Origin of the sequence: Celeribacter baekdonensis (genome assembly GCF_900102315.1) — a bacterium.
GTDB classification, from domain to species: Bacteria; Pseudomonadota; Alphaproteobacteria; order Rhodobacterales; family Rhodobacteraceae; genus Celeribacter; species Celeribacter baekdonensis.
The window spans coordinates 14,380-31,759 of record NZ_FNBL01000015.1 but is presented as its reverse complement, the minus strand read 5'-3'; the positions used below and the strand labels follow the sequence as shown (position 1 = coordinate 31,759).

At 59.8% G+C, this 17,380-nt stretch carries 14 protein-coding genes; 3 read left to right on the top strand and 11 right to left on the bottom strand.

The window, feature by feature from the left end; translation table 11 throughout:
- Nucleotides 1–51: 51 nt before the first annotated feature.
- The 7 genes from scpB to BLT54_RS18445 form a co-directional block, all read right to left on the bottom strand.
- Complete coding sequence (scpB, locus tag BLT54_RS18475; protein WP_074646657.1) at nucleotides 52–708, bottom strand: SMC-Scp complex subunit ScpB; 657 nt, start codon at nucleotides 706–708, stop codon at nucleotides 52–54.
- On the bottom strand, nucleotides 705–1,499 hold the full coding sequence (locus BLT54_RS18470; RefSeq protein WP_074646656.1) for a segregation and condensation protein A: 795 nt from the start codon (nucleotides 1,497–1,499) through the stop codon (nucleotides 705–707). Before BLT54_RS18470 ends, scpB begins: the two co-directional genes overlap by 4 nt.
- 7 nt (nucleotides 1,500–1,506) lie before the next feature.
- Nucleotides 1,507–2,553 carry a beta-N-acetylhexosaminidase gene (gene nagZ / locus BLT54_RS18465; protein WP_074646655.1) on the bottom strand — a complete coding sequence of 349 codons (1,047 nt, stop codon included), beginning with the start codon at nucleotides 2,551–2,553 and terminating at the stop codon, nucleotides 1,507–1,509.
- 6 nt (nucleotides 2,554–2,559) lie between these two features.
- A complete protein-coding gene (locus tag BLT54_RS22910; protein WP_083351894.1) occupies nucleotides 2,560–3,798 on the bottom strand; it encodes an SPOR domain-containing protein in 1,239 nt (412 codons plus the stop codon).
- A gap of 127 nt (nucleotides 3,799–3,925) precedes the next feature.
- The gene (gene argS, locus BLT54_RS18455) at nucleotides 3,926–5,644 is read right to left on the bottom strand and encodes an arginine--tRNA ligase (protein ID WP_074646654.1); all 1,719 of its coding nucleotides are present in this window, start codon (nucleotides 5,642–5,644) and stop codon (nucleotides 3,926–3,928) included.
- Nucleotides 5,645–5,722: 78 nt separating this feature from the next.
- A complete protein-coding gene (locus BLT54_RS18450; protein WP_074646653.1) occupies nucleotides 5,723–7,753 on the bottom strand; it encodes a cation:proton antiporter in 2,031 nt (676 codons plus the stop codon).
- A 57-nt stretch (nucleotides 7,754–7,810) separates the two neighbouring features.
- Nucleotides 7,811–8,983, bottom strand: coding sequence for a deoxyguanosinetriphosphate triphosphohydrolase (locus BLT54_RS18445; RefSeq protein WP_074646652.1), 1,173 nt, complete (start codon nucleotides 8,981–8,983; stop codon nucleotides 7,811–7,813).
- Between the two features lie 212 nt (nucleotides 8,984–9,195).
- Here BLT54_RS18445 and BLT54_RS18440 point away from each other — a divergent pair, with 212 nt between their 5' ends.
- Nucleotides 9,196–9,528: a HesB/IscA family protein gene (locus BLT54_RS18440; RefSeq protein ID WP_074646651.1), complete on the top strand. Its 333-nt coding sequence runs from the start codon at nucleotides 9,196–9,198 to the stop codon at nucleotides 9,526–9,528.
- Nucleotides 9,529–9,935: 407 nt separating this feature from the next.
- Here the strand turns inward: BLT54_RS18440 and BLT54_RS18430 are convergent, their stop codons facing one another.
- Nucleotides 9,936–10,946 carry a Hint domain-containing protein gene (locus BLT54_RS18430; RefSeq protein ID WP_074646649.1) on the bottom strand — a complete coding sequence of 337 codons (1,011 nt, stop codon included), beginning with the start codon at nucleotides 10,944–10,946 and terminating at the stop codon, nucleotides 9,936–9,938.
- Between the two features lie 122 nt (nucleotides 10,947–11,068).
- Here BLT54_RS18430 and BLT54_RS18425 point away from each other — a divergent pair, with 122 nt between their 5' ends.
- Together BLT54_RS18425 and xth are read left to right on the top strand one after the other, a co-directional pair.
- Nucleotides 11,069–12,253 carry a BaiN/RdsA family NAD(P)/FAD-dependent oxidoreductase gene (locus BLT54_RS18425; RefSeq protein WP_074646648.1) on the top strand — a complete coding sequence of 395 codons (1,185 nt, stop codon included), beginning with the start codon at nucleotides 11,069–11,071 and terminating at the stop codon, nucleotides 12,251–12,253.
- 59 nt (nucleotides 12,254–12,312) lie between these two features.
- Nucleotides 12,313–13,143 carry an exodeoxyribonuclease III gene (gene xth, locus BLT54_RS18420; RefSeq protein ID WP_074646647.1) on the top strand — a complete coding sequence of 277 codons (831 nt, stop codon included), beginning with the start codon at nucleotides 12,313–12,315 and terminating at the stop codon, nucleotides 13,141–13,143.
- An 88-nt stretch (nucleotides 13,144–13,231) separates the two neighbouring features.
- On the opposite strand, the gene der is transcribed toward xth, so the two are convergent.
- From der to BLT54_RS18405, 3 genes are all read right to left on the bottom strand, one after another.
- Nucleotides 13,232–14,758 (bottom strand): ribosome biogenesis GTPase Der, encoded by a 1,527-nt coding sequence (der, locus tag BLT54_RS18415; RefSeq protein WP_074646646.1) that lies wholly within the window; start codon nucleotides 14,756–14,758, stop codon nucleotides 13,232–13,234.
- A gap of 178 nt (nucleotides 14,759–14,936) precedes the next feature.
- Nucleotides 14,937–16,265 carry a PQQ-like beta-propeller repeat protein gene (locus BLT54_RS18410; RefSeq protein WP_074646645.1) on the bottom strand — a complete coding sequence of 443 codons (1,329 nt, stop codon included), beginning with the start codon at nucleotides 16,263–16,265 and terminating at the stop codon, nucleotides 14,937–14,939.
- A 73-nt stretch (nucleotides 16,266–16,338) separates the two neighbouring features.
- Nucleotides 16,339–16,992: a tetratricopeptide repeat protein gene (locus BLT54_RS18405; protein ID WP_074646780.1), complete on the bottom strand. Its 654-nt coding sequence runs from the start codon at nucleotides 16,990–16,992 to the stop codon at nucleotides 16,339–16,341.
- Nucleotides 16,993–17,380 lie beyond the last annotated feature (388 nt).

Below are 17,380 nucleotides of genomic sequence, written 5' to 3'. Positions count from 1 at the left end.
CTTTAACAGGGCCTCATCACCGTAAGGGAATGAACCCTAGCGCTGTCGGGCTTAGCTTTCATCCTCAAACAGATCGTCCTGATCCTCGGTATCCTCATCGTCCAGCCCCGGCATCGGGCGGCTTTCCAAAAGCCCCGCAGCCCGCAACTCCTTGACCCCCGGAAGATCGCGCGCACTTTCCAGACCAAAGTGGTCCAAAAATGCGGGCGTCACCACATAGGTCACCGGACGCCCCGGCGTCATGCGGCGGCGGCCAAAGCGAATCCATTCCAATTCCAAAAGCTGATCAATCGTGCCTTTGGACACGGACACGCCGCGAATTTCTTCGATCTCGGCGCGGGTGCAGGGTTGGTGATAGGCGACAATCGCCAAGGTTTCGATCGCCGCACGCGACAGTTTGCGGGTCTCGACCGTTTCCTTTTGCATCAAAAACCCAAGATCGGGCGCGGTGCGCATGGCCCAGGCCTCGCCGATTTTCACCACCCGCACACCGCGTCCCTCATAGCGTTTTTGCAACATCTCAAGCGCCGCTTTCGCGTTGCAACCATGCGGCATGCGTCCGCTCATCTCGGCCACGCTCACGGGGTTTGCGGAGGCAAACAGCACCGCTTCGACCATGCGCTCTTGCTCGGCCAAAGGCGGTGCCTCAAACAGGCTGGCCTCGGCGAGCGCGTCCAAATCCGTGTCGTCACTCACGGCGTCACTCATCGTCCATTCCTCGCCTTGATCTCGATACGGGCGAATGTCCCGCTTTGGCGGATTTCAATCTGGCCCTGTTTGGCCAATTCCAAGGAGGCGGCAAAGGTCGCAGCCGTGGCCGAGCGCCGCTTTTTCGGGTCAAGCTCCCAGCCCTCCGGCAGGTAACTCGCCAAATCGGCCCATTCAATCGCATAGGGGATCAACCCGCGCAGCCGCTCCAGCGCCTGTTCCATCGACAGGATCGCCTCGCGGTCCATGACAAAGGGGCGAAACTCGTCCTTGGTGCGCACGCGGGCATAGCCCTGCATCAGGTCCAAAAGACTGGCGCTATAGGTGACATTTCTGAGCCGCGCGACCTCTTCGGGAATGCCACGGACAAAGAAATCCCGGCCCTTTTGATCGCGCGCCATCAATTTCGCCGCCGCTTCGCGCATCGCTTCCAAACGCTGCAACTGAAACGCCAAATGCGCCGCCAGTTCTTCGCCCGATGGACCTTCGTCAGTGGGATCGGGCGGCAGCAAAAGCCGCGATTTCAAAAACGCCAGCCACGCCGCCATCACCAGATAATCGGCGGCCAATTCGATCCGAAGCTCTGTGGCCTTTTCGACAAAGATCAAATATTGCTGCGCCAGATGCAGGATCGAGATCTTCATCAAATCGACCTTTTGCGTGCGCGACAATTGCAACAAAAGGTCCAAAGGCCCCTCATAGCCATCGACATCCACGATCAACGCCTCAGCCGCGAGCCTCTCCTCGACGCTGAGCAGATCGTTGATTTCAAATTGGTCCGGGTCGGCCATTTTGCCCCTATCGGTTCAACAGGCTTTGAAGTTCGGCATCCAAGGCGGAGATGTCAATGGGGTGATGTGTGGGCTGATGCGTGGGCTGATGTTTAGGGTGCGTGCTGATGGCGCGATCCGCGCGGGCCTGTGCCGCCGTCCCCATCGGCCCAAGCGCGGCCAATGTCTGCATCTCGGCCAGATCACCGTTGCAGTGCAACACCATGTCACAGCCTGCGGCTAGCGCCAATTGCGCGCGCTGCAAAATCGTGCCCGCCAAAGCCCCCATCGAAATATCATCGGTCATCAACAGCCCGTCAAAGCCGATTTCCTCGCGGATCACCTGAATCGCGGCGGGGCTTTGGGTGGCGGGGCGATCCGGGTCGATCGCCTCCATCACAATATGCGCCGACATGCCCATGCTCAGATCGTTGAGCGCTTTGAACGGGGCAAAATCCACCGCCAATTCTGCACGCGATGCATTCACACGCGGCAGGCCCTTGTGACTGTCCACAGCCCCGCGCCCATGCCCCGGTAGGTGTTTCATCACCGGCGCCACACCGCCCGCCGCCATGCCATCGACCAAGGCGCGACCCATCTGGGCGACGACACCCGCGTCATCGGAAAAACAACGGTTCATCAAAAACGGATGGGTCTGAGCACAGGCCACATCCAACCCCGGCACACAGTTCACATCAATGCCAACACCGTGCAAATCCGCCGCCAACAACCGCCCGCGCAGCCACATGGCCCGCAGCGGATCGGAAGCGATTTGCACCTGATCCAATGGCGGCAAAAATTCGCGCCAATGTGGCGCGCGCAGGCGTTGGACCCGCCCACCTTCTTGATCTATCAGGATCGGCGCGTCACGGCCCACAGCGGCGCGCAGCTCATGCGTCAAACGCCGCAATTGGTCAGGGCTGTCCACATTGCGCGCAAACAGGATAAAACCCCAAGGGTCGGCGTCGCGAAAGAAATCAGCCTCCAAAGAGGTGAGCGCAAGCCCTTCACATCCAAAGATAAAAGCGCCCTGCCCCAGTACGTGGTCCAGTGCGTGCTCCGGCCCCGTCACCATCGCGATTTATCGCTGAACCGTGGGCACACAGGCCGCATTCATCGCGGTCAAAGCGGCACAGAACCGGTTGGCATCCGAGGCATCGGCAAAACCATAGGCGCGCAGACGGTAAAAGGTCGTCCCGCCGCTTTCGGCCTGTTCAATCACCCGCGATTTGCCTTCCATCAGGTCCTCAAACCGGCCCGAAAGACGGTCCCATTCGCTGCGCGCGATCTCTTCGTTTTGAAAGGCGCCAAATTGCACCAAACGCGCGCCTGTCGGCACCTCGCTTGGGGCCAATTCATCCGTCGCCCCAATCGCGGCCAAAATATCGCCCGCCACGCCCTCAAGGCTGGCCGAGGCACCCGGTGTAGCGCCCGTTGCCAAAGACGCCACCCGCACAGGGCGCGGTTTTGGACGTGGCGACTGCGCAAGATCAGAGGCCTCAGGCGTCACATCGGCGGCAGAGGCCACCTCTTCGACACTGTCCAGTTCAAGCGGGTCGTCCTCAACCGCCACAGTGGTCATATCTGGGGCGGCAGCCGGCTCTTCCGGTTGCACGGCAAAAGCGGTGTTTTCCGGTTCATAGGCGGAAACGGCGGTTTGGGTCGCGGACATCGGTTGATCTTCGTCGCTCAATGTCGCAATGCGCGGTGCCAAAATCAAACTGTCGGCGGGCGCTGCGGCGGAGCCATCGGCCGTGACGGAATTGACTGCCAAGCCTTGGTGCATCGCCAACTGGCCGCCCGGATCGTCGGGCACTATGCGAGCCGAGCCTTCGAGCGCACGAATGACAGGCACGCCGTTCACATCGCGCATCATCAACTTATAGCCCCAAACCCCAAGACCCAGCACCAACGCCAGCGAGACCACCGCGCCAGCCCATTGCGCCTTGCCGAGTTTCGGCCGGCCAAAGTCTTCAGATGAGCCGTCACCGCCTGTGGTGTCATAGGCATAATCAGGTCCGGTGTCTGGTCTTGGCGCGTAGTGCGACTGCGGAGCGGCAAAGCCATGCCGGGCATAGGTTTGCTGCCCGGTCTGTGCCTCAGACGGAGACCCGGACTGTGGCGCAAACCGCACATCTTGATCATTGAAATATCGGTCCGGATCAGGCGCACCGCCAAAATTTTGCGCGCCTGAAGAGCGCGACTGGCCCAGATGGGCCTCGCGATAGGTATATGTCCCGTTCTTGTCTGCGACATAGTTCCCGTTCACACGGGGGGAAGGATAGCCCGCATTGGGGCCGCTCCGGAAATCCTGCGCCATCTTCGCCTCATACCGATTCCCGCTTTGTTTTCTGCGGGTTATTGACTGCTCTTAAGGGGATGCATGAGGATCTATGCCCTCATGTTGCACCAATCCCTCTCGGTGGTCCGACCTTGGGCGCTTTGACTTAACGCATCTCTTCCGCCGGAGTTACCCCCAGAATAGCAAGACCTGCAGAAATCACAACGGCCACGGCACGCGGTAGGGCAATTTTTGCCGCCGACAGCGCGGGGTCATCCTGCAAGAACCGCAAGGCACCATTGTCATTGCCCTTGTTCCACAGCGCGTGGAAATCAGACGCCAAATCATAAAGATAAAAGGCGATGCGGTGCGGCTCATGGCCTTTCGCGGCGATCTCGACCTGACGCGGCCAATCGGCCAATTTGCGCGCCACGGCGATCTCTGCCGGATCATCAAAGCGCGGCGTGTCGGTCAGGGTCACCCCCGCCTCCTCCGCCTTGCGCAGCACCGAACGCACCCGCGCATGGGCATATTGCACATAGAACACCGGGTTGTCTTTCGACTGTTCCAGCACCTTGTCGAAATCGAAATCCAAAGAGGCATCGTTTTTGCGGGTCAGCATGACAAAACGGGTGACATCCGCGCCGACCTCCTCAACCACATCGCGCAGGGTGACAAAATTGCCCGCGCGTTTGGACATTTTCAACTCTTCGCCATTCTTGATCAGCTTGACCAGTTGAATGAGCTTGATGTCACAACCGACCTTGCCATCGGACAGGGCAGACACAGCCGCTTTCATCCGTTTGACATAGCCACCGTGATCCGCGCCGAACACGTCGATGATCTCGTCAAAACCGCGTTTGACCTTGTCATAGTGATAGGCGATGTCGGGGGCGAAATAGGTCCATGCGCCATCGGATTTCTGGATCGGACGGTCCACGTCATCGCCATGCGCGGTGGATTTGAACAAAAGCTGCTCGCGCGGCTCCCAATCCTCGGGCATTTTGCCCTTTGGCGGCTCCAACACGCCGCGATAGATCAGGCCCTTTTCGTCCAGTTCCTTGATCGCGGCCTCGATCAACCCGGTGTTGTACAAAGATTTCTCCGAGTAAAACACATCCATCTCAACGCCCAAGGCTTTGAGATCCCCACGGATCATCTCCATCATCGCATCGGTGGCAAAGACTCGCACATCGGCGAGCCAGACCTCTTCGGGTTGGTCCAAAAGACTGTCGCCATATTTGGCCTTCAAATCCTCGCCCACCTTGACGAGGTAATCGCCGGGATACAGCCCCTCGGCGATTTCCGGGTTCAGGCCATTGGCCTCGCGGTAGCGTTGAAACACCGAGCGCGCCAAAACATCGACCTGCGCGCCGCCATCATTGATGTAATATTCGCGCGTCACGTCATAGCCCGCGTAATCCAACAAGGACGCCAAAGCATCGCCAAACACCGCACCGCGGGTGTGGCCGACATGCATCGGCCCGGTCGGGTTGGCGGAGACATATTCGACATTGACCTTGGTGCCCGTGCCCATAGGCGAACGGCCATAGCCCTTGGCGGCCAAAATCCCCTCAACCAGCGCCGACCAAACGCCATCGGCAAGCCGCAGGTTGATAAACCCCGGACCCGCCACATCCACAGCGGCGATGCGCGGGTCAGCGGCGAGTTTTTCGGCCAGTTTATCGGCAATGTCGCGCGGTTTCAGATTGGCCGGTTTGGCCAAAACCATCGCCGCATTGGTGGCCATGTCGCCATGCAACGCATCGCGCGGCGGCTCGACCGCCACATTGGCAAACTCAAGCCCCTCGGGCAGCACGCCGTCCAGGACAAGGCCAGTCAGGCTGTCGATCACAAGGGCGCGGATATCGGCGAACAGGTTCATCTTTGGTCTCTCCATCTCTTGCGGCGGGTTTACCACGCCCGCGCGGCGCGTCAACGGCATTGACCGCCAAGCGCAACGCTATGCGGGTTTTGGCGGTGCTTTCGCGGCTGTTTTGGCCGCATTTGCGCGCGCAGATGTCGGTTTTTCGACCGTTTTCACGGTTTCGATCTCCCGCGTTGCGGGCGTGGAGGCCTCCGGCGGCACCAAGGCGACAAGACGCGCCCCTGTGGCCACGCGCGCCCGCGATGCGGCCTCGCGCGCCTCGCTCATGCGGCGTTTGAGCGCCGCGCGCGCACTCTCGCGTTGCTCTTCGGGCAGCGCGTCAATTTCCGCCTCGGCGCGCAACGGAAACAGAATATCCGCATCTTCTGACAACAACCGCCGAAACGTCCCATCCTCTTTCAAACGCCCCAGCAAAAGCGCGCCTTTGCGATCGGCTTTCCACGTCTCGAAATCGTAATCCTCGCTCAATGTCGTCACCGACACCCGCCAGCCGCTTTGCATCAACGCATCCAGATCGCCAAAGGTTTTGCCCATGCCAAAAGGTCGTCCCCCCAATTGCGTCGGCAGGCTGTGCCGCACCTTGCCCTCCTTGACACGGGCCAATTGCCACACGTTTTCGCGGCCATATTCCGAGCCAAAATCGGTCGCAACCAAGGTGTTATAGGCATCGTTATCCGAAGCCGCGATCAACGTGTCATAGGACAGGATCTCAAGGCTGTCTTCGGCCGCCTCACCCAAAATATCGCCATAAAACACTGGTAAATTCGCCGCGCGCGGCCGCACAAGGCGTGCATGGTTTGGATCGGCGATCAGCACAGGGATGTCTTCGCGTTTGAGTGCCTCCGCCAAAGAGGTGGTAAAGCGCGATCCGCCCAGGATCAACACTCCCGGCTTGCCCGTCGAGGCCAGCCCAAGCGCGCGCGCGAAAGGCGCCAGTGTAAAGCCGTGCAACACCACCGTGACCAAGACCAGGACAAAGGCCAGCGGCCCGATGACCCCCGCGCCCTCGACCCCTGCGGCCGCCAGACGTTCGCCAAACAGCCCGGCCACGGCAACCAAAACCACCCCGCGCGGGCCCGTGAAAGCGATCAGGAGCTTTTCATTGCGCGGCAATTTGGTCCCGATCAAGGCGACAAGCACGGTCACAGGTCGCGCCACCAGGATCACGAGGGCCACAAACACCCCGGCCCGCCAGGTCAATTGCCCCAGCGAGGCGAAATCCATCGAGGCGGCCAAAAGGATGAACACGCCCGACACCAACAGGATCGTCGCGTGTTCTTTGAATCGGCGCAGCTCGTCAAAGGAGGGCAAATCGGCATTGGCGATCACCAGCCCCATCACGGTCACGGCCAAAAGCCCGCTTTCATGCAGCATCAAATCCGGCACGGCAAACGTCACCAACAGGGTCACAAACAACACCGGAACCTTCATATATTCCGGCACATAGGCGCGTCTGAACGTATAGGACACCGCCAACCCGGCCAAAAGCCCGACGGCACCTGCCACAATAATGCCAAAGCCCAATTGCAGCAAAGCCGCAGACAGGCTTTCGGCTTCGCGCCCCACAAGCACGAATTCAAAGGCCAGAACGGCGGCCAAGGCCCCGACCGGATCGTTGACGATGGCCTCCCATTGCAACAGGTTCGCGGGACGGCGTTGGAGTTTCGCTTGCCGCAGCAAAGGCGCGATCACGGTCGGGCCGGTGACCACCATGATGCCGCCAAACACCGCCGAGGCCTCCCAGCCCAGCCCCGCGCCCCAATGGAGCGCCGAGGCCGACAGCAGCCATCCCAAAGGCGCGCCGACAACCACAAGCCGGAACACGCCACGTTTGGCGTCGCCCAATTTATGCAGATCCAGTGTCAGCCCGCCCTCAAACAGGATCACCGCCACCGCCAGAGAAATCAGCGGCTGAACCACCGGGCCAATGTCGCGCGCGGGCTGCAAAAGCCCAAACCCCGGACCCACAATCAGACCCGCCGCCAGCATCAAAACAATCGCCGGGAGTTTCAACCGCCACGCCAGCCATTGTGCGCCCACGCCCAAGACGCCGACCAGCGCAAAGGCGTCCACCGGGTTCATCCCTGTCATCGTGTCCGTGGCCATGATGGTCCTTCCCCTCCTGTGGTCCTGTGCGGTCCTGCGCGCTCTGTCGTCAAAGACTTAGGCGCACAGCCGCTCAAATTCCTGAATGGCAAAGCGGTCGGTCATCCCGGCCACATAGTCCAAAACGATCCGCGCCAGTTCCGTGTCGCTCTGCGCCAGCTCCACCTCATGACGCCATTCTTCGGGCAAAAGCTCGGGCTGTTTCATGAACAGGGGAAACAGCGCATTGACCATATGCGTCACCCGTTCGCGTTCTTTGATGACCGTCGGAGCGCGATACATCCGTTTGAATAAAAACGATTTAATCGCTTTTAGGTTTTGAAAGAACGGTTTGGAAAAGCGAATGATGGTGCGGTCCATCTCGCGAATATCCTGCGCCGTTTCGGGCTTGGCGCTCTCCAGACGGTTGGTGGCTATCGTGATCACATCCTCCACCATATAGCCAAAAATCCGCCGCAGGGCCTCGTGATCGCGCCGATGCGGATCAAGGCCGGGATAGGCACGATCAACCTCCTCGTAAGCCGGGCCTGTCAGGGGCAATTCCATCAAATCGGCGGCGGTAAACAGCCCCGCGCGCAACCCGTCATGCAGATCGTGGTGGTTGTAGGCCACATCATCGGCAATCGCCGCCACCTGCGCCTCGGCACTGGCAAAGGTGTAAAGCTCCAGATCAAACTGATCGTTCACCTCTTTGAGCGCATAGGGCAGTGGCGCATCCGCCGGGTGTTTTTTGGGGTCGGCATGTGGCCCCATCACCGGGCCATTGTGTTTGGCCAGCCCCTCAAGGCTTTCCCATGTCAGGTTCAGCCCGTCAAAATCGGCGTAATGTTTTTCCAACTTGGTGACAATCCGCAGCGCCTGGGCGTTGTGATCAAAGCCGCCATAAGGCGCCATCAGCAGTTCAAGCGCATCCTCGCCGGTGTGACCAAAGGGCGAATGACCCAGATCATGCGCCAGCGCCACAGCCTCCGCCAAGCCTTCGTTCAGCCCCAAAGCCCCCGCGAGCGTGCGCGCCACCTGCGCCACCTCAATCGAATGGGTCAGACGGGTGCGGTAATAATCGCCCTCATGTTCGACAAAGACTTGGGTCTTGTGTTTGAGGCGGCGAAAGGCCGAAGAGTGAATGATCCGATCCCGGTCGCGTTGAAACGGCGAGCGAAAGGTCGAGAGTTTTTCCGGGAAAAGCCGCCCGCGCGTTTCAAACGGTTGGCTTGCATAGGGTTTCAACATCTGCCTGTCCTGCTATATGTGACCGGATCGAACGGGTGGATGGCACGTCTCTCGCGCCATTGCCGCGCCATGTCCTTGTCGATGATCTTTTTCACACTTATATTAAGAGACAAGCCCTACGACAAACAGATGACACGGGGTTATCCCCTGTTTCTGCTTTAAATCTCTGAAATTCGGTGAATTCCCGCCGCTTTAGACCAAAAGGTAGCATTATGTCCCTCACCCTCCCCCCCAAAGTGACCACCCGTGCCTATGAACGCCTCTCTGAGATCAACGCGGCGACGGGCGAGGCCAAGGCGCTTCGCATCGCGGTTGAGGGCGGCGGCTGTTCGGGGTTTCAATATGACATCACGCTGGACGAGCCTGCGAGCGACGACATTGTGTTGACCGGCACGGGCGGCACGGTGGTGATTGATCCGGTGTCCTTGCCATTTTTGGAAAACGCCGTGATTGATTTTACCGAAGAGGTGATCGGCGCGCGGTTTGTGATTGAAAACCCCAATGCGACCTCGTCCTGTGGCTGTGGCACCTCGTTTTCGATGTGATCCGCCGCAAAGATGTGATCCGCCGCAAAACGGATGTTTTTGTTCTGCCCCAAACGCCCTGCGCCCAAACGCGGGGCGTTTGGCATTTGGGTCAATCCACGCGCGCACGCCGCCTCACAGAACGATCTGTTTCTTGTGATTTTTCAACCGCTTAACATTTCGATATCGCATCTCCACCTGTCTCTCACAACGACGAAATATACCCTGTCACCTATCCGCCGCTCGTAAAACACGATTAAGGCGTCATGCCATAAACCCGTGATTCAGGTTATGGCGGAACGCTTTAACCAAGGGTCATTCGCCCCTCCCAAGGCGCACTGAACAGGCCTTGCAGCACTGCGGGGCCTGTTTGTACGTACGACGACCTGTCTTTGCACCAATCTTTGCACCAAACCATGTATGCCGTCTCAGGCTCTGATCGGCGCAAGTCCGAGCCGACGCCGAAACGGGCCGACCCGCTCAACCGGAAAAAGATCGCGAAACGCCCGCGAGGAATGTGCGCGGGGGCATAAAGCCATCACATCGGCGCGCTGATCCGGCGACAACTGCCGAAGGGCTTGGGGTCCCGGATTGAAGCTTTCGCACCAAAGCCCCTCGGCCCGCAACAAAACATGGCGCTCCAACAGCAGATGGACATAGGTCTGACGCACACACGGCAACCGCCGGACATCTTTCCAGCCGACAAAGGCCTTGGCCGGCACAAGCCGCGGGCCAAGATCAACATCCTTCCAAAACATACGATGGTGCGGGCTGGTGATCAGGCCACCACCCGGCGGGTCCGGCCCAATAGATGCCCCCAACGCAAGGCGGGCCTGCGGACCAAAGCAAATGGCGGCCTGTGATCCCTGCCCCGGCACTGTTGACACCCCGCACCATAGGATCGGCAGAGTCCCATGATCGCGCGTCGTCACAGCCTCTCCCATGCGCAAAGTTTCAACCCGGCGGGCCCCATCCGGGGTTTGGATGCGCATTCCGGCCCCAAAGCACACAAACATATCTGCGTAGGCCACCTGCGGATCACTGCTGTCGCGGGCGATGATTTCATAGGTGACTCCGGGCGTGAGATAGCCATCGGAGGCCATCCCCAAAACATCCCCCGACACTTCAAACGCATAGATGGTGACATCTTCGGTCCCATCCGTAGCACCTCCGACCGGGCGAACGATATAGGAATATTCATTCTCAACCTCAGTGCCCGCCGCAAAGGTCGTGCCGCCCAACATGGATGAGGTGGTAAAATCCTGAGAGGAATCCCCATCCTCGAACATCCCCTCATCGTCCGTGATTTCAAGATGCTGCGGACCAGTGTTGATGACAAAACTTGTGCCAACATCGCTTAGATCCGCCGTCGCATTCGACTGAAACGGCGTTCCGGTAAAAGAAATGTCCTGAAGATCCCAAACGGCAATAACCGCCATAGCCACACCCCGATGAAACGTTGCAACATATATAACTCTTGGGCTTTAAGCCTTGGTAAATATCCCTCATTCCCTTGCCAAATCCGTTCCGGCCTGTTCAAACCACGCCCAAGGAGCCGGGCATGGACCAGTTTGACACGATCATTATAGGCGCAGGCGCTGCGGGGCTGTTTTGCGCCAAATTCGCGGCCGCCAAAGGCGCGCGGGTCTTGGTCGTGGATCACGCCAAACGTCCGGCGGAAAAGGTGCGGATTTCCGGTGGTGGGCGCTGTAATTTCACCAATCTGGATGCGGGGCCGGCCAATTACCTGTCACAAAACCCGCATTTCGCCAAATCCGCTCTGGCGCGCTACACCCAATGGGATTTCATCGACCTTTTGGCCCAGCATGGCATCACATGGCATGAGAAAACCCTTGGCCAATTGTTTTGCGATGGCAAATCCGCCGCCATTGTCGAGATGCTTCTGTATGAAGCCCGCGCGTCTGAACTGCGCCTCTCCACCACGGTGGACGAAATCACCCATGACGGCACCGGGTTTCGCGTCACGCTCTCGGGCCGCACGGTCCATGCGCGCCGTCTGGTGATCGCCTCGGGCGGCAAATCCATCCCCAAAATGGGCGCAACCGGATTGGGCTATCAGATTGCCACGCAATTCGGCGTGCCCCTTGTTGAGACCCGCCCCGGCTTGGTGCCCCTCACGTTCGGTCCGCAAGATTTGGACTGGATCGTGCCCTTGGCTGGCACCGCGCTTGACGCGCGTCTCGTGGCGGGTGGCACATCCTTTGATGAGGCGCTGTTGTTCACCCATCGCGGCCTCTCAGGACCTGCGGTGTTACAGGCGTCAAATTACTGGCGCGAGGGCGAAGAGATTCACGTCGACCTCCTGCCCGCCCGCTCTGCCTTTGACGCCCTCAAAGCCGCGCGCTCCGAAAATGGCCGCCGCCAAATGCACACGGCGCTCTCGCTGCTCTTCCCCGCCAAATTGGCCGCCGCTCTGGCGCAAAAATGGAGCCTCACGGGCAATTTGGCCGATCAATCCGACGCCAAACTGCGCGCTTTGGCCGATCTGATCCACGCCCTGCCCCTCAAACCCACCGGGTCCGAAGGCTACCGCACCGCCGAAGTCACCTTGGGCGGCGTCAACACCGACGCGCTCTCAAGCAAAACCATGGAGGCCAAATCCGTCCCCGGCCTGTATTTCATTGGCGAAGTGGTCGATGTCACCGGCTGGCTCGGCGGCTATAATTTCCAATGGGCCTGGGCCTCCGCCGCCGCCTGTGGGCGCGCAATCGCAGATCAAAGCTGATCCCGGCTTTCCCTTCCGCGCCCTTCGCCATACAAAGAGTCAAAGACGAGGAGACGCACATGAAAATCGCCAGTTTCAACATCAACGGCATCAAAGCCCGCGTCGAGGCGTTGCAGGAGTGGCTGAAAGAGGCCGAACCCGATGTGGCGATCTTGCAAGAGATCAAATCGGTCGACGAAAACTTCCCGCGCGACCTCTTTGAGGACATGGGCTATAATGTTGAAACCCATGGCCAAAAGTCCTTCAACGGCGTGGCGCTCCTGTCCAAACGCCCACTCGAAGACGTCACCCGTGGCCTACCCGGCGCGGAAGGTGCAGGTCGCGACGGTGACGATGACGTCGAGGCGCGCTATATCGAGGCCACGGTGGTCGGCGACACACAGGCGATCCGCATTTGCGGCCTCTACCTGCCCAATGGCAATCCGGTCGAACTTACACCCGAGGGCGCGCCGGTGCTTGGGTCAAAATACGACTTTAAACTCAAATGGTTCGCCCGTCTCGAAGCGCGCGCGCGCGCGCTTATGACCGAAGAACAGCCCTTTCTCATGGCGGGCGATTTCAACCTGATCCCACAGCCCGAGGACGCCAAACGCCCCGAGGCCTGGGCAGACGACGCGCTGTTTCGCCTCGACTCCCGCGCCGCGTTTCGCCGGTTGATGAACCTTGGCTTTACCGATGCGCTACGGGTCAAAAACAACGCCCCCAACACCTACACATTCTGGGACTACCAAGGCGGTGCGTTTGACAAAAACGATGGCATCCGCATTGACCATTTCCTGCTCTCGCCACAAGCCGCCGATCTGCTGCGCGACTGCCAGATCGACGCCTATACCCGCGCCAAAGCAAAACCGTCGGATCACGTCCCGATCTGGGTTGATCTGGATCTCTGATATTGAGTGGCTCTGCCACATGCCGAACATACACAAAGGCGGTGCCGGATTTGCATCTGGCACCGCCTTTTGATCGCGTTATGTCGCCTCAGCGTTTTGGAGGGCGCTGTTTTTGGACCTTCGGCGCATCGGCACGGTCTTTGCCAAGGTGTTTGCGCAGGCGCGACGGCATGGATTTGGTTTTGTTCTTGAACGGGTTCTTGTCGCCTTGTGAGCGGAAAAACAGCCGGATCGGCGTGCCGGGCATATCAAAGTCCTCGCGCAACCCATTGATCAGATAGCGTTTATAGCTATCATTCAATTCCTCAGGATGGCTGCACATCACCACGAATTGCGGTGGGCGGGCTTTGACTTGGGTCATGTAGCGCAGCTTGATCCGGCGGCCACCGGGCGCGGGCGGCGGGTGCGCCGTGGTCATCGCTCCGAGCCAATTGTTGAGCTTGGCGGTGGAGACACGACGGTTCCACACCGCATGAGCGTTCAAAATCGCCTCTTGCAGCTTGTCCAGATTCTTGCCGGTCAGCGCCGACACCGTCACCAAAGGCGCGCCGCGCAACTGTGGCAAAAGTCGGGTGAATTCTTCGCGCAACGCCTTGGCTTTGTTGGATTTATCGCCTTCTTCATCCCATTTGTTGACCGCGATCACCACCGCACGACCTTCGCGTTCGGCCAAATCGGCGATCCGCAGGTCTTGTTGTTCAAACGGGATCGACACATCGAGCAACACAACGACCACTTCGGCGAATTTCACCGCGCGCAGCCCGTCAGACACTGAGAGTTTCTCAAGCTTTTCCTGAACCTTGGCCTTTTTGCGCATCCCCGCCGTGTCAAACACCCGCACGGGCGTCTCGTTCCACGTCATCGTCACCGAAATACTGTCGCGGGTGATGCCCGCCTCAGGCCCGGTCAAAAGCCGCTCTTCGCCAAGCAACTTGTTGATCAGCGTGGATTTCCCGGCGTTCGGGCGACCGACAACGGCGATTTGCAGCGGCTTATCAAGGGTAAAGTCGCGCGAAAATCCGGCCTCATCGCCCTCTTCGAAATCCTCGCCAAGGGCGGCTTCTTCCTCGGACAGTTCAATATCGGTCTCTGGGGCTTCCGCAGCGGAGCGCTCTTCGAACTCTTTGGAAAGCGGCAGCAACATGTCATACAGCTCATGCATCCCCTCGCCATGTTCGGCAGAGAGGCGCAAAGGTTCGCCCAGACCCAAAGCATAGGCTTCCAAAAGCCCGCCCTCGCCGGCTTTGCCCTCGGCCTTATTCGCCGCCAAAATCACATGTTTGGCACGTTTGCGCAGGATTTCGGCAAAGATTTCGTCGGCCGGCAAAATGCCCACCCGCGCGTCGATCATAAACAGGCAAATGTCAGCCATATCGACCGCACGTTCGGTGAGCTTACGCATCCGGCCCTGAAGCGACTCGTCGGTGGCTTCCTCTAACCCGGCGGTGTCGATCACGGTGAATCGCAGATCCACAAGCCGCGCCTCGCCTTCACGCAGGTCACGGGTCACCCCCGGTTGGTCATCCACAAGCGCCAGACGCCGCCCAACCAGACGGTTGAACAGGGTCGATTTGCCCACATTGGGACGGCCAACGATGGCAAGCGAAAAACTCATGAGGATAGCTCCGGGTCAAAGGTCTAAAACGGTCCGCTACACCCCAGAGACACTGGTTTTGGCGGAGCGTGCGACACGCTGAGATGTTGCGCTGCGCACCGCCTTTTCCCCGAAACAGGTCAAAGGCCGCACGCTTTAGCGGCTCCGATACACCCAAACCGGGGGCGCGGTAAAGGCTTTAACGCAGCGCGGCCAAGCTTCCGTCCTCAAGCAGCACATACATCACGCCACCGACCACGATCGGATCGGAGGCCGCGCCCTTGGGCAGGGCCACAGAGGCGACCAGCGCGCCGGAGGCCGGATCAAAACCACGCAGGACCGCATCATTGGAGGCGACCCAAAGTTTGCCGCCCGCAGCCACAGGCCCGTAATGGGCAAAGACATCTTTGCGTTTGCGCTGTTTGTCCGTGGTGAAAAACGGCAATTGCACCGACCAGACCCGCGCACCGGTGGCGGCAGAGAGCCGCACCAAAGCATTGCGATCGGTGACGATAAACACCGATCCGCCGATCACCGTGGCCGGGCTATAGGCACCCTCATCCGCGGTCCATTTGCGCGCACCGGTTTCGACGTCAAAGGCGGCATAGCGCCCGGCTTGGTTGCCGACATACAGCGTCGGGCCAACGACCACCGGATCAGAGGTGATGTCAGAAATATTGGCATAGACCACGCCTTTGCGTTGGCCAGCCAGAGAGGCGGACCACATGCGGATGCCGCCCTTGCGGAATGCGCCGTAGAGATCGCCGGAGGCGAAGGGGAAGACCACCATACGGTCGGTGACCACCGGAGAGGCGGCGCCCACGCGCGAGGTCACGGTTTCGGGCCCACTGATTTGCCATTTGACCCGGCCATCCGATGTTTTCACCGCCCAGCCCTGGCCATCCCCCGCCACGACATAGACCAAGCCATCATAGACCGCGAGGCCAGAGGCCCCCACAGCATCCAAGGATTGCCGCCATTTGACCGCACCCGTGGTCAAATCCAAAGCGATCAGTTCGCCGTAACCGATGGTGGCATAAACGGTCGTGCCCTCAATCGCCAAAGCCCCGCCTGAGGCCTTGCCGGGCTTTTCGCCCGCGGGCGTCAGATCAACCGACCAAACGGGCGCACCGGACGCGGCAGACACGGCGGTCAATTGCGCCGCGGCATCCATCGCCACGACCAAACCGTTCGCGGCGACAGGATCAACAGAGAGGCGCATTTTGCGCGAGTTGCCTTGGCCAATCGGCGTGGTCCAAGCGACAGAGGGCACGCCAGAGGTAAAGGCATTATGCCCCGAGGCATGAAGCCGCCCGGCCCCGGTCGTGGGCCACGCGGCGCGGCTGACCTGTTGGCCCAGCGAGATTTTTTCAACCCGGTTGGCCGTTTCCGTCTGAACGGAGCCAAAAACCAAGCCCTCGCGCGGATCAAGGCGCTGCCCTGACAGGATCTCTTCGCGTCCAGCCCCACATGCCGTGAGCGCCAGCACGGCGCAAAAAAGCCCCGCTTTCCCTGCCTGACCGATCATGCCCGCACTCCCATTTGTCTCAACTCGACTTAAACCCACGCCCCGAGAGGCACCATATGCGCTCACCCGGCGCTCACTCAGCCGCCGGGTCGGCTCCAAGCGCCACAATCATCTGCAGCGCACGCCGACGCAAGGCATTACTTGCCTCACCATCTTGCGAGATCGCCCGATAGCCATCAATCGCCGCCTCGACCTGACCCATTTCAACCTGAGCTGCGGCAATTTGTTCTTCGGCCAAAAGCCGATAGGGCGCGCCGGGGGCGGCAATGCCCGCAAGCTGGCTCACCCGCTCTTCAGCCGGGATGTCGCCCGCACCGATCATGGCGGTTTTGAGCACGGCCAAATCGCGATACACCGGGTCCAGCATGGCATCTGCGGTAAACGGCGCCAAAGCGGCAATCGCCCCTTTGGCATCGCCCGCCGCATGCAATTCGCCCGCGCGCAGCATCGCCGTGATCACCCGGACATCGCCCTCGCCGCCAATCTCGGCCAAGGCCTGCGCCCGTGCCGTGGCATCCGCGCCCTCAAGCGCCGCCGTCAACGCATCGCCCATGGCCTCTGCCTGAGTCCGGGCCTGGGCTTTGGCATATTCATTCCACGCCGCGCCACCGACCAGAACACAGACGGCCAAAATGCCAATCCAGCCATATTTGCGCAAAAAAGCATAGAATTTGTCACGGCGGACCTCTTCGGTCACCTCGTCGATAAAACTGTCGGTTTGGCTCAAGGGGCCCCCATCTCGCAACACGGCGTGCGGTCATTATGTTTCAACCTGTTGCCCCCTCATACCCCGATCTGAAACCGAATGCCAAGACCTGAGCAGCGGTCTGGACCCGGGGAGCGCGGCAAATCGTCCTGCTCACGGTCCTACTCACGGTCCTGCCCATGGTCTTGCGCACGGTGTTGGCCCCTCACGACTTGAGCCGTTTTCCAGCTTGGGTTAGGCTCATCACCGTCGCCTCAGTGATCACGCCGCTGTCACGAACGCTGTCACGAACGCTGTCACAAACAAGGTGCAATCTGAGCGAATTTAACCTGTAGAGGCCGAAATTTCTATATTTAGGCGATTTTTTTCCATCGCGACCTTGTGATTGCCCTGCGATCTCCCCATCTTG

Coding starts and splice junctions, on each gene's coding strand:
- scpB (WP_074646657.1), bottom strand. CDS start 708: ATGAGTGACGCCGTGAGTGACGACACGGATTTGGACGCGCTCGCCGAG.
- BLT54_RS18470 (WP_074646656.1), bottom strand. CDS start 1,499: ATGGCCGACCCGGACCAATTTGAAATCAACGATCTGCTCAGCGTCGAG.
- nagZ (WP_074646655.1), bottom strand. CDS start 2,553: ATGGTGACGGGGCCGGAGCACGCACTGGACCACGTACTGGGGCAGGGC.
- BLT54_RS22910 (WP_083351894.1), bottom strand. CDS start 3,798: ATGGCGCAGGATTTCCGGAGCGGCCCCAATGCGGGCTATCCTTCCCCC.
- argS (WP_074646654.1), bottom strand. CDS start 5,644: ATGAACCTGTTCGCCGATATCCGCGCCCTTGTGATCGACAGCCTGACT.
- BLT54_RS18450 (WP_074646653.1), bottom strand. CDS start 7,753: ATGGCCACGGACACGATGACAGGGATGAACCCGGTGGACGCCTTTGCG.
- BLT54_RS18445 (WP_074646652.1), bottom strand. CDS start 8,983: ATGTTGAAACCCTATGCAAGCCAACCGTTTGAAACGCGCGGGCGGCTT.
- BLT54_RS18440 (WP_074646651.1), top strand. CDS start 9,196: ATGTCCCTCACCCTCCCCCCCAAAGTGACCACCCGTGCCTATGAACGC.
- BLT54_RS18430 (WP_074646649.1), bottom strand. CDS start 10,946: ATGGCGGTTATTGCCGTTTGGGATCTTCAGGACATTTCTTTTACCGGA.
- BLT54_RS18425 (WP_074646648.1), top strand. CDS start 11,069: ATGGACCAGTTTGACACGATCATTATAGGCGCAGGCGCTGCGGGGCTG.
- xth (WP_074646647.1), top strand. CDS start 12,313: ATGAAAATCGCCAGTTTCAACATCAACGGCATCAAAGCCCGCGTCGAG.
- der (WP_074646646.1), bottom strand. CDS start 14,758: ATGAGTTTTTCGCTTGCCATCGTTGGCCGTCCCAATGTGGGCAAATCG.
- BLT54_RS18410 (WP_074646645.1), bottom strand. CDS start 16,265: ATGATCGGTCAGGCAGGGAAAGCGGGGCTTTTTTGCGCCGTGCTGGCG.